The sequence below is a fragment of the Neptuniibacter caesariensis genome (assembly GCF_000153345.1).
Taxonomy (GTDB): domain Bacteria; phylum Pseudomonadota; class Gammaproteobacteria; order Pseudomonadales; family Balneatricaceae; genus Neptuniibacter; species Neptuniibacter caesariensis.
Map to the genome: position 1 here is coordinate 237,448 of NZ_CH724127.1, position 11,397 is coordinate 248,844.

The following is an 11,397-nucleotide window of genomic DNA, read 5'->3' on the forward strand; positions in this document are numbered from 1 at the left end:
TTAACGAAGCCTTGATCTAAAGCACCCTTCGGGGTGCTTTTTTCTTGTCTATCAATAGGATATATAAACCTGAATAGACAAAGGTTTTTACCCCTTATCCCTCGCTCTTTTTTCCGCTAGAATCGGTCTCTATTACCCGAAGAAAACAGAAACCTATTTCCAGGTTTTGAAAACCGTGGACTAAAGCTGAATGCTGTTTAATAAACTCCCTGATAACTTGTTTTTGCCCCTTTCCGGGCAAAACCGGCAGGTCTATCAGGCTGTACTGATATCACTGGCCGACCTGTTCTTTGATGAGGATTTGGTTGACCCGTTTGTACCTAAGGACCTGGTACGTTCAACCATTGAAGGTGCTGTAATTCGGTTAGGGGTGCGCCGCTGGGAACCTGAAGAGGATGACTCAGAAGAAGAGCAGCAAGAGCTGCCGCGATCCACTGCCGAATATACAAGCCGAATTTATCGCAGGCTTGTCGCAACTGGCTGGCTTGAGGAAGAGCAACGTATTTATCGTACTTACGTGCTTTTATCGCCTGCCAATAGCTTCCTGCTGAGAACACTGGTTTCTATCGCAAACCTTGAAAAGCGTAGCTATGGCGGTGCGGTGTTGAACGTATTGAGTTCTTTGGAAGCCGCAATTAATGATCCTCAAGGGCGTGGTATTACGCTGTCAGAAGCTGCGCAGACTGCAGCAGACTTTAGCGCGCACCTCACCGATATGATGCTAGGGTTGCGTGAGCTTAAGATTAACCTCTCACAAACGAATAACCCGCAGGAAATTGTCAGAAACTTCTTTGACCGCTTCGTTGAGCATATTCTTGTTTCAGATTATAAGACGCTGAAAACCAAGAATAACCCGTTCCGCTTCCGTCAGCAGATTTTGTCTATTCTGCGAGAGCTTCAGTTTGATACGGTAAAACTCGAGCAGCTGATAATGCATTACCAGCAGCAGTTTGAAGTTGATGTTCATGACGCAGAGGCAAGGGTTCATCAACACATTAACCGTATTATCCGAATCTTCGAATCAGTTGATCAGCGTTTAGCGATCATCGATGACTTCCGCTACCGCCTTGAGAAAAGGGTATCGGATACGGTGCGCTATATGGATAAAACGACACCAGGTATGGCGTCACGATTGTCCCGTGTGATCTCTGAGATCTCTCAGAAAGATGGCCGCGAAATTCCACGTATCCGTACACTGGAAACGGTTGGATTCCTGGCTCCAGGTAGTGTGAGAGCACCGGTTAAGCGTAAAACCCCAGCAGAACCTAAAGTGATTACCCGTCAGGAGATCGATCCTAAGGTTCTGCAACTTCGCCAACTCTTCAAAGAGTATAAAGAGCGCCGTGAAGTTAAGGTGGATCGTATCGAAGCCTACCTTGAGAGACACCTGATTGGCCGCGATCAGGTAGACGCTGCTGATTTTGAAATTGACTGTATCGAAGATTACATCTGCTTCAGCTATGTCCGTCATCTTCAGTCATTAGGTAAAAAAGCGAAGAAAACTATTCAGAAATACGATATCCGTTTCGAGGAAAACTATGTCAACGTCGCTGATATGGTGGAGTGTCGTAATTTCAGTATAACCAGAAAAGATCATTCAAAGGACGTTTCAAATGCTAGGTGATCTGCAAAAAATTATTGGTCGCAGTGATCATTACCAGGCAAGCGATTTTAGCCGTGCAGCCAATCAACTGCTGACAAACCAGTTCCTTTATGCGGAACGCCCAGCTCATCGAGAAAGTTACTTTCTGGTAGCCTCACATGTTGATTACTTCACTAACCTGTTCGAAGCGATTGGCTGGTCGTTTGTTCATCAGCCCGATGAAGCGTATATGGGTATCATTCCAAAGGGGGAAGAGCGTTTTATGCGTTTGCGCCTCGACGAATCCTTGCTGCTCCTTTGTATTCGTCAACAGTATGAGCAAAAACTGGAAAGTTTCGAAGTGGAAGCAGGTCAGGCATATACCAGTACAGATGACCTGCTAACTCTGTATGAAAACCTGACAGGTAAAGAGATTCCCAACGAAACCCGTCTGAAAGAGATACTTTCGCTGTTTTCTCGCCATGGTGTTATTGAGCGAGGAAAGCCTGATGAGATGGCGCCTAAGAATATTCCGTTGAAGATTAATCCGGTGATTCGTCAGGTTGTTGTTGAGGACTTTGTCCGACAGTTAGAAGGTCTTTGTGATCCGGATGAGCAGGAAAACGCGCTGATTGATGAATTGTCTGCTCCTGTTGAAGCGCCTTCTCAGGAGGCTGAGGTAGAAGAGACGACTAATGAAGAACCTGTTGCTGCACAAGAAACAGCGGCGGCAGAAGAGGTAGAAACACCATGAAGCAGCTAAACCGAATTATTCTGGTTAACTGGTATGTATTGGGTGCAGTAGAGATCCCGATTAAGGGTAACGTAGCGGTTGTTGGCCCAAATGGTTCAGGTAAGTCATCACTACTGGATGCGATCCAGACTGTGCTTATGGGCGGCAACAAGCGTCATCTGAGCTTCAACGCATCGGCAGGTGAGAAGTCAGAACGAAGCTTACGTACATACTGCCTTGGCTTTCTGGATGATGATGGTAAGAAGAATACAGCCCGTCACGACTCTCTCTGTTATCTGGCGCTGAGCTTTTTTGATACCGAAACAGCGAAAGAAACCACCGTCGGCGTAGCGATCAGTGCATCAACGGCATCAGCTGATGAAGATGTATTGGGACGCTTTATCCTTCCTGACTTTTCGGTCTCGCTAGATGACTTTACAGAGAAGAAAGGTGAAGGGCGTTTACCTAAATCCTGGGATTCAGTACGTGCTCATCTTCTGAAGCAGTGTCCTGAAATGATCATCGAAAAACGCTCGAGCCGTTTTGTGAAAGAGATGGTATCTCACCTGAGTTACGATCCTGAGATGCCGAACGACGATGAAAAATTCGTCAAGAACTTCAAAAACGCCCTGAAGTTTGTACCGATCGATAGCCCAACTCGCTTTATTCGTGAGTTTGTTTTGGATGAGAACATTGTCCATGTGGGTGCTTTCCGTAAATCGCTGGATGAATATCGCGCGATGGAGACCAAAACCCGTGAAGTGGCTGATCGAATTGGTGAGTTGGAAAAGGTTCAGGAGCTATGTAATGGCATTCAGCGCAACGTTAAGAATGCCGCTGAATATGAATGGGTTGTCCATGAGACTCGTTTTGAAAATGCTGACCTGAAAAAGGAAGATGCAGCAGAGCGTTTGGATGACAACCGTGAGAAAGAGGAACAGTTGCAAAAGGATCTGGGTAACAAGAGCGAAGAGCTTAACCAGATTATGCAGAACCTTGCTGATGCCCGTGCCGAGCTGAATACTTCAGATTCTGCCCATAAGGTGAAAGCACTTGAGTCCTCCATCACGGCTAAGACCCATGAAGTGAATGTGGTTAAAGAGCGTATTCAGGGTGTATATAACCTGATGCGCACCACGGTAGGGTTTGCTGAGAATAGCGAGCTACTGCCTGAAAAATTCCGTCCAGTCGTTGAGCAGTGTGTTCAGCAGTGGCGCTCGGGTCAGGATATGATGGCTGATCTGTGGCCTCATTCGCCGGTTGAAGTCGATAACGTTCTGGAAAACCTAAAGCTTCAGGTTGAAGGTGTGCGCCGCGATGTGGCGCGCCGTTATGAGCATTCGGTTATTCGCATCAATGAGTTGCGCTCCGAAATTCAGAATCAGAAGAGTGCGGTCGAAGCGCTTAAGCAGGGGCATGCACCTGTGCGCCGAAACACCCGTGAGCTGATGGAACTGCTACAGGGTTATGGAATTGAATCGACACCTATCTGTGAATTGGCCGATATCAATGATGATAAATGGCGTATAGCGATTGAGTCCTTCCTTGGAGCTCGTCGTGAAGCGTTGATTGTTGACCCTGATCGGGTGAAAGAGGCAATCACCTTGTATCGTCGTAAAGGTCGCCACCTGAAAGGTTGCCGTATCGTCAATACCACTAAATCAGGTGATTGGTTAAATCGATATAAAGCGGGTTCACTGGCGCACTTTATTGATACCGATAACGACCATGCCCGCGCTTATATGAATCGAGCATTGGGCGGAGTGATGGCGGTTGAAACAGAAACCGAACTGCTGCGCCACGAGCGTGCTTTGACCTATGACTGCATGTTGCAGACTGAAGGGTCTACCACTGCGATCAATGAACTTCAGCCAATTATGGGTATTCGACGTCGTTCAGATCAAGCTGCCCTGCAAGGTAAGCAGGTTGATCAAATGGTGACAGAGTTTACCGAGCTAGGTCGTAGTCATGAATCCTTAGAAAAACTGCGTGATGCATTGATTACCCTTAACAACGGTTTAGATAATGTAAATGAGCGTGTGTTTGACCTGGTTAATCAGCGTGAGCAGTTAGCCACTGAGATCGATGGTCAGCGTCAGGCGATTACTGACCTGCGTAACCAGGACGATACAGGCGTGCAGCAGCGAATCAGTGATCTGGTTACTGAGCAAAAAGAAGCTGAACAGATGCAGCGTACTCTGATGGACAAGCTGCAAAAAATTCGCACCTCGATTATCAAAGATACTGCATCCTTGGAAGTGTTCGATCAGGAGCTTGAAGAACACTCTAATGCACGTAGCCAGTGTGAAGAGAAGGTCGCGTTTGATGCTCAGTCAGCACAGGAAAAACGTGATTATCTCGATGAAACTTGTTCTGGTGAGTTGGAGAGAATTATCTTCGAAGCCGCTAAAAAAGCGCAATCGGAACTCTCCCTCCACGAGAAGAAGAAAAACGCTGTTCGTGATGGCGTTGCGCAATACAAAGCTAAGTACCATGGCGGTGGTTTAAGCCATCAGCAGCTTGACAAGATCAGCCCGGATTCAAGCCATGAAGAGTTGTCTGCATTTGTTGATGAAACGGTCCAGGCACTGAAAGATTCTGAGCTGGCAAATTACAGTCAGAAAGCTGAAAGGGCCCGTTTGGAGGCTGAAACTGCGTTCCGGTCTGACTTTGTGGCTCATCTGAATGATCAGATCAATAAGATCAAAGATATGATCCGCGAACTGAATCAGCATCTTAAAGGGCGTCCGTTCCATAAAGAGATGTATAGTTTCGAGATGACGCCAAACCCAGAACTGAAAGATATTCTGGAATTGGTTGAGGCCTATACACAGATGGATTCAGCCAATGTCGGTTCTCTGTTTGACCTTAAGTTCGACAGCGATAAACCGCATAAAGATGCCTTGGCTAAGATCCACGAAGTGCTTAAAGATGAAGGCGAAAGTAGCCTGCTTCAGGATTACCGAAACTTCTACAACTTCGAATTGGTGGTTAAAGATCTGCAGGGTAACCGTAAGACAACCCTGACGCAGCGTATTAAAACCGGTTCAGGTGGTGAGCATCAGGTTCCATTCTATGTGGCGATTGCTGCGGCTCAGGGGGCAACGTACCGACTCAGAGAAGGTAACGATGGCCAACCAATCGGTGGTATGAGTTTGTCGGTATTTGATGAAGCATTTAACAAACTGGATTCGGAAAATACTGTTACGTCCCTGGGCTTTATGAGCGATCTGGGGTTACAAACTATCATTGCTGCCCCGGATGAAAAGTATTCATTGCTGAGTTCATGCATGGATACCATCATCAATGTTTGTCGTGATGGACGTGTGGTCGATCTGGACGTTGAATTCCCAACCTTGCAGGGGCGTGAGTTACTTAATTCTGACAATCCATTGAAAATGATGGCGGCTTTAGAAGCTGATGAAGCAGAAAATAGTGCTGAGGAAAGCTTTGAAGTTGAGCCAGCTTAGTCTGATTTCAGCAGTGAGCTAACATCAAGGCCGGTGCATTGCATCGGCCTTTTTAGTTTGTTGTCAGGCTGGTATGTTAACTGGCGCTTTTCTTCAGGCGCGGTTTTGGCCAGTCGAGTTCGGGGATCAGGCTTATGAAAGGTTGCTTGCCGCGGAAAATATGCAGTCTGCCATCAATTTTCTGGCCTATACATTGCTCAACAGGGTCTAGCAGAATCAGAATAATCTCCGAGCTATCAGGGGCTTCCAGTCCAGCATAAGGGGAGGCTCCTTGCAGAAGTTTCTTCTCATTACGTAAATCTTTATATTGGCCGTGAGTGATCATCTGAGCAAGATGATAGGCACTCCAGATATCCGGCACAGCCATTAATGGCTCCAATAACCCGAGTGAGCCAGGTGCTACCAGGCAACGCTCGCGACTGAAATATTTACGGACTGACAGATCTGTATGGGCTTTGAGTAATGAGTTGTCACGTACGTTACTACTGAAGTCCATCTCTTCCAGGCCCTGGATAATATGCTGGATATTCCAGTTGCAGCTTTTTATCAAACGCCAGACGGGCTCCATCGAACTTCGAGAACCAAGGCTGTATTTAACAGCATCATGAACGAGCGAATGATTAGGAAGTAGCGTTATTTTAAGGAATGTTGATTGAAAATCTATCAGGCACTCGGGGGCTTCCACAAAGCAATAAGGCGCTTCGCGGCGGCAGAAATCTAACCATTGCTCCCGTGTCGAAAGCTTATTGAGTACCGGTATAACCAAACAAAAACCTGATTTTGCAGTTCATCTGAATCCACCAAGAGTAGTAAGCTAAAAATCTTAACTATCAGAGTGTAAACTCAACTCTTTACCCCTGTTGGTATCTGAAGCAGCTGTTATTATGACAGCTCAGCTGTTTCGCCAGCGAGTATATCTAAAGCTAAGGATAAGAACCATGAAGTTGCTGAATCGATCGGCATTTGTTGTGTTACCAAAACAGCCATTTGCTGAGTGGACAAATGGACTTGATGTTGAGGCCGATGGATTACACCAGTCGTTAACCCTGGAAGAGCATCGCCGGGAAGGAACGGTTTATCTGATAGATGAAGTCGATAACGAAGCGGAATTTCAGCAAGCCCTGGAAAGTAACTGGCAGAAGATCTTCATCAATGAACTTTCAGCCTGGGATGAATTAGGAGATTTCTGGCCCCTTGAGTTAAGCCTTTCGTTGTTTCAGCAATGGTTTGATGTATATCCACAGGTTATGGCGTTGGACCTGAGCCAGCAACCCTTGTTGATGGCTTCTTTGGAAGAACAGTAGTACGGGTATTGGAGAGCTAAATGGAGCAGATGGTTAATCAACACGGATTGAAAATGCATCCGATGCGGCAGGCGCTATACAGTGAACTGCACTCGCGGCCTTTTCAGGTTATTCCAAGCCCTGCACGGATTACGCATATCGCAGTAATGTGTAATGCGGAGCAAAGTGCTCAGCAGTTTGAGCATTTAAAAGAACTGTATAGCTTTTACGGGGTTACGCCACCGGAAAAAGACGAACTTTGTTACCACGTAGATTTCGATGAACTGCGGGTCCGCCGTGAAAAGCATATGGAGTTTACGACCTATACGTTTATTAACACGGGCATTGAGCAGGGGGGCAACCCTTTCGAACAAACCGGGCTGTCTCCATTACCGGAAGGCTGGTTAGCAAAAATACCCGGTACGGTTATTTCGGCATTTCACGTTGCGGTTGAAGATGCGCGCCAAACAGATGAACTTAATCTGCCTTTAGTTAAACGCTTCTTCGAAGGGATGCGTATGGTGGGTAGTAGTCCGCAGGATGGTGATGCCAGAGTCTGGACAACCTTTCAGATGCATAGTGATGGATTTGGCCGCTTCCTTATCTACAACAAGCAGATGAGTGATAGCCAGTTGGGGCGTCTTACGCAGCGACTCATGGAGATTGAAACCTATCGTCTGATGGCACTGTTATCGTTACCTACAGCGCGTGAGATTAACCCAACCCTGGGTGATATGGATCAGAAACTGGCCGATATTACCGACCATCTAGCACATGGTTCTGATATTAATGAGCAGCAATTATTGGCTAAGCTGACGGATATGGCTTCCTGGGTTGAAGATTGCCGAGCGCGGGCTACCTTCCGGTTCAGCGCGACCTATGCTTACCATGACCTGGTGATTACTCGACTGGAAGAACTACGTGAAGATGAGGTCTCCGGACACCTGACTATTACCGAGTTCATGACGCGCCGATTGACACCTGCGGTGAAGACCTGTCGAGCAACCAGTAACCGTCTAGAAGACCTGTCACGACGGATTGATCGGGTGGCTGACATGATGCGAACCCGAGTTGAGCTTTCGATTCAGTCACAAAACCAGGAACTGCTTGCTTCAATGGATCAGCGTTCGCAGATTCAGTTAATGATGCAGCATACGGTCGAAGGCCTGTCGGTTGCAGCAATTAGTTACTACACTATTGGTTTGATAAAGTACCTGTTGGAAGCGGCTTACAATTCGGGTGTGGATCTGAACAAAGATCTGCTTCTGGGTATATCGGTTCCGATAGTAATTGGTCTGGTCGCGTTCCTGACACGTAAAATACATAAGCGTTTTCTGAAGATGGCAACTGATCAGTCCAAGAAAAATGACCCTGAAAGTAAAGGAAAGAGATGAGTATTGAAGCTGTAATTCGTAATCGTTTGGAAGATGGCCTGAGTATCGAGCATCTGGTGATAGAGAACGAAAGCCATATGCATTCAGGTCCGGCTAATGATTCCCACTTCAAACTGACCGTAGTATCCGACGACTTTAAAGGGAAACGCCTGGTCCAGCGACATCAGCAGATTTATGGGTTGATGTCGGATCGCATGAATAACCCGATTCATGCACTGGCGATGCATCTGTTCACACTAGATGAGTGGAATGAAAAAGGCCGAACTGTTATGCCTTCACCCACTTGCCTAGGTGGTTCAAAGGCAGATAAGTAAATTTTAAAAGCGTCCTGTTTGGGCGCTTTTTTAATGCATATTTACAGACCGATCGGTCTGTGTAACTTGTTGAATTATAGGGATTATTTTTCTTTTATTCTCATGGATATCACTTTATATTCGGGTAACCGAAAATAAAAAATAAACGCCAATGCTGTGTAGTAAGAGGCTGCTATGAAGAATAACCAGCCGGTTAATAATACCGAAAGAACATTTAGCAACGACACCCCTCTGATTTCCACCACGGACCTTAAAGGTCAGATCACTTTTGTTAATGATGCCTTCGTTGAGGTTTCAGGATTTACTCGTGAAGAGCTAATCGGCAAGCCACATAATGTTGTTCGCCATCCCGATGTGCCACCTGCTGTCTTTGGTGATCTCTGGGAGAAAATGAAAGCGAATAAGCCCTGGATAGGGATCGTAAAAAACCGCTGTAAAGATGGGTCTTTCTATTGGGTAAATGCTTACTCAACTCCGATCGTCGAAAATGGCCAGACTATTGGTTACCAATCGGTACGAACGGTGCCAACTAAAGGGCAGGTTGAGCGAGCAGAGCGTGTCTACGGGCGTATCAATAGTGGACGACCACGACTGTCTGTACATGACCTGTCTGTACAGGCACGAACACTGATTCTGTTGCTTTGCGTATGTTCTATACCCATGCTTGCTGGTTGGCTATCGGGTTGGGATTCACTGGTTATGATGGGAACAGCCGGCTTATCTTTTTTGATCTCGGCTGGGGTTAGCTTCCGCTTATTAGCACCACTTAAATTCCTACAGGCCAGAGCAAAACGTTCTTTGGATTCGCCTGTGTTGGAAGAGATGTATGCGAATGCTGTGTGTGACGTGGGTTCTATCTATTTGGAAACCATGTTGGACCATGCGCGTATGGTTTCTGCAAATGCCCGAGTGAGTTACTCAGCGCAGGATCTGAACCGACAGGGTGATGATACGATCGGGATTGCCAGACAGGCAAACAGCGCAATCGAGCAGCAAGGGCGTGATATTGAAAATGTTTCTGAGCGCATCAAAGAGCTTTCGTTTGCCATTCAGGAAGTAGCGCAGCATGCGAGAACGACTTCGGAAGAAACTCAGGTTGCTTCGGATATCGCTAATCAGGGACATTCAGTCGTTGGTGGAACAATCGATGCTATTAATAGTCTTGCAGCAGATGTTGAGCGGGCCGCGCAGCAGATTGAAAGTTTACGTCAGGCAACCGAAGAGATTGCTACGAAAACCTCAGTGATTACTGAAATAGCGGACCAAACTAACCTTCTGGCGTTGAATGCGGCTATTGAGGCCGCGCGTGCTGGTGAGCAAGGGCGCGGCTTTGCGGTTGTTGCTGATGAAGTACGAGAGTTGGCGAAGCGAACTCAGCTGTCCACAAAAGAGATCGATGACACCATAGCCGAGTTGCAGACTGAGGCAACACAGGCAATGAATATGATGGAAACCAGCCAAAGTGCTGCGCGTGGTTGTGTGGATAAAGCAGGTGATGCGGGCGAAGCTTTGCAGAATATTCTTTCGAGTGTAGGAAGTATCGATGATATGAGCACATTAATTGCCAGTGCGTCCTCTCAGCAGAGCGCCGCTGCAGAGGAGTTAATGAACAATATGACCTCGATACAAGAATCAGCGCAAATAGCGCAATTAGCTGCACAGGCTACAGAACGTTCATCCGTGGAGCTTGCTGAAACCTCGAAAGTCATTGTTCAGAGTGTGGCGGTTTAACGATTTTTCAGAGGAGCTAGTGGCAGTTCTAGCCACTAGCCTTCTGTTGCCTTTCCCTCAAGTGCTAATAAATAGCTTTTATTTTCCATCCCTCCGGCGTATCCGGTCAGGCTTCCGTTACTCCCCAATACCCTGTGGCAGGGAATGATAATTGGAATGGGGTTGCGGTTATTGGCCAGCCCAATGGCCCGGGCTGCTTTAGGATTTCCTATGCGTCGTGCGATTTCACCGTAACTTGCTGTGTTCCCGTAGGGGATTTCTTGTAGTTTCATCCAGACCGACTTTTGAAACTCTGTGCCTTTGGGGGCCAACGGGACATCAAACTTTACCCGTTGACCTGCGAAGTATTCACCCAGTTCCCGGATACACTGATTGATAAGATGGTTATCTATAAGTTCCGGGACCGTTTCACTGTCTTTTAGGAAGTGGATGGAGCTAATTGCAGAGTCATCGGCCTTGATCAGCAATGATCCCAGTGCTGTATTCATGATGGCAGCATACATAAATCACCTCCCGAATATTGATAAAGACACTTTATTCATAGTTTGGATTCAGTATTGATACCCGTCAATGCTTTCCTCTGATAACAGGAGGAGACTGAACTCAGAGAGTTAAGAAAGCATAATTAAGGGGAACACAAATGATTAATGAGCATCATGATTTGATTCACGAATTTCCTGAGCACCGTGAACGTATACATGAACTGAAGATGGAAGATGCTCGCTTCGCCCGCTTGTTCGATGAGTACCATAAGGTCACAAAATCTGTGGAAAAAATGGAAGCAGAGGTGGAAGCTGTTTCTACTCAGGTAGAGGAAGAGGCAAAGTATAAGCGCCTTAAACTGAAGGATGAACTGTACGCTATGCTTCAAGCATAAAACCAGATACAAG

General features: G+C 46.6%; 10 protein-coding genes. 8 read left to right on the forward strand and 2 right to left on the reverse strand.

Features of this window, described 5'->3' with window-relative positions; translation table 11 throughout:
* Nucleotides 1-190 precede the first annotated feature (190 nt).
* The 3 genes from MED92_RS14950 to MED92_RS14960 are packed head-to-tail and all read left to right on the forward strand — an operon-like array spanning nucleotide 191 to nucleotide 5,785.
* Nucleotides 191-1,624, forward strand: coding sequence for a Wadjet anti-phage system protein JetA family protein (locus MED92_RS14950; protein WP_007022408.1), 1,434 nt, complete (start codon nucleotides 191-193; stop codon nucleotides 1,622-1,624).
* Entirely contained in the window at nucleotides 1,614-2,336 is a 723-nt protein-coding gene (locus MED92_RS14955) for a DUF4194 domain-containing protein (RefSeq protein WP_007022409.1), read from the forward strand. Before MED92_RS14950 ends, MED92_RS14955 begins: the two co-directional genes overlap by 11 nt.
* Nucleotides 2,333-5,785 carry an SbcC/MukB-like Walker B domain-containing protein gene (locus tag MED92_RS14960; RefSeq protein ID WP_007022410.1) on the forward strand — a complete coding sequence of 1,151 codons (3,453 nt, stop codon included), beginning with the start codon at nucleotides 2,333-2,335 and terminating at the stop codon, nucleotides 5,783-5,785. The genes MED92_RS14955 and MED92_RS14960 overlap by 4 nt, the downstream gene beginning before the upstream one ends.
* Nucleotides 5,786-5,861: 76 nt before the next feature.
* On the opposite strand, the gene MED92_RS14965 is transcribed toward MED92_RS14960, so the two are convergent.
* On the reverse strand, nucleotides 5,862-6,551 hold the full coding sequence (locus MED92_RS14965) for a hypothetical protein (protein ID WP_050764230.1): 690 nt from the start codon (nucleotides 6,549-6,551) through the stop codon (nucleotides 5,862-5,864).
* A 172-nt stretch (nucleotides 6,552-6,723) separates the two neighbouring features.
* On the opposite strand from MED92_RS14965, the gene MED92_RS14970 reads away from it, so the two are divergent.
* From MED92_RS14970 to MED92_RS14985, 4 genes are all read left to right on the forward strand, one after another.
* Nucleotides 6,724-7,089 carry a hypothetical protein gene (locus tag MED92_RS14970; RefSeq protein ID WP_007022412.1) on the forward strand — a complete coding sequence of 122 codons (366 nt, stop codon included), beginning with the start codon at nucleotides 6,724-6,726 and terminating at the stop codon, nucleotides 7,087-7,089.
* A 20-nt stretch (nucleotides 7,090-7,109) separates the two neighbouring features.
* Nucleotides 7,110-8,462 carry a DUF3422 family protein gene (locus MED92_RS14975; protein ID WP_007022413.1) on the forward strand — a complete coding sequence of 451 codons (1,353 nt, stop codon included), beginning with the start codon at nucleotides 7,110-7,112 and terminating at the stop codon, nucleotides 8,460-8,462.
* Complete coding sequence (locus MED92_RS14980; RefSeq protein WP_007022414.1) at nucleotides 8,459-8,776, forward strand: BolA family protein; 318 nt, start codon at nucleotides 8,459-8,461, stop codon at nucleotides 8,774-8,776. The genes MED92_RS14975 and MED92_RS14980 overlap by 4 nt, the downstream gene beginning before the upstream one ends.
* Nucleotides 8,777-8,950: 174 nt before the next feature.
* Entirely contained in the window at nucleotides 8,951-10,507 is a 1,557-nt protein-coding gene (locus MED92_RS14985; RefSeq protein WP_007022415.1) for a methyl-accepting chemotaxis protein, read from the forward strand.
* 35 nt (nucleotides 10,508-10,542) lie between these two features.
* On the opposite strand, the gene MED92_RS19370 is transcribed toward MED92_RS14985, so the two are convergent.
* Nucleotides 10,543-11,010, reverse strand: a complete 468-nt coding sequence (locus MED92_RS19370; protein ID WP_007022416.1) for a methylated-DNA--[protein]-cysteine S-methyltransferase — start codon at nucleotides 11,008-11,010, stop codon at nucleotides 10,543-10,545.
* 137 nt (nucleotides 11,011-11,147) lie between these two features.
* Here MED92_RS19370 and MED92_RS14995 point away from each other — a divergent pair, with 137 nt between their 5' ends.
* The gene (locus MED92_RS14995; protein ID WP_007022417.1) at nucleotides 11,148-11,384 is read left to right on the forward strand and encodes an HP1242/YdcH family protein; all 237 of its coding nucleotides are present in this window, start codon (nucleotides 11,148-11,150) and stop codon (nucleotides 11,382-11,384) included.
* The last annotated feature ends 13 nt before the right edge of the window (nucleotides 11,385-11,397 follow it).

Bases quoted from the DNA above. Each gene is read 5' to 3' on its own strand.
- MED92_RS14950 (WP_007022408.1), top strand. From the start codon at position 191: ATGCTGTTTAATAAACTCCCTGATAACTTGTTTTTGCCCCTTTCCGGG.
- MED92_RS14955 (WP_007022409.1), top strand. From the start codon at position 1,614: ATGCTAGGTGATCTGCAAAAAATTATTGGTCGCAGTGATCATTACCAG.
- MED92_RS14960 (WP_007022410.1), top strand. From the start codon at position 2,333: ATGAAGCAGCTAAACCGAATTATTCTGGTTAACTGGTATGTATTGGGT.
- MED92_RS14970 (WP_007022412.1), top strand. From the start codon at position 6,724: ATGAAGTTGCTGAATCGATCGGCATTTGTTGTGTTACCAAAACAGCCA.
- MED92_RS14975 (WP_007022413.1), top strand. From the start codon at position 7,110: ATGGAGCAGATGGTTAATCAACACGGATTGAAAATGCATCCGATGCGG.
- MED92_RS14980 (WP_007022414.1), top strand. From the start codon at position 8,459: ATGAGTATTGAAGCTGTAATTCGTAATCGTTTGGAAGATGGCCTGAGT.
- MED92_RS14985 (WP_007022415.1), top strand. From the start codon at position 8,951: ATGAAGAATAACCAGCCGGTTAATAATACCGAAAGAACATTTAGCAAC.
- MED92_RS19370 (WP_007022416.1), bottom strand. From the start codon at position 11,010: ATGTATGCTGCCATCATGAATACAGCACTGGGATCATTGCTGATCAAG.
- MED92_RS14995 (WP_007022417.1), top strand. From the start codon at position 11,148: ATGATTAATGAGCATCATGATTTGATTCACGAATTTCCTGAGCACCGT.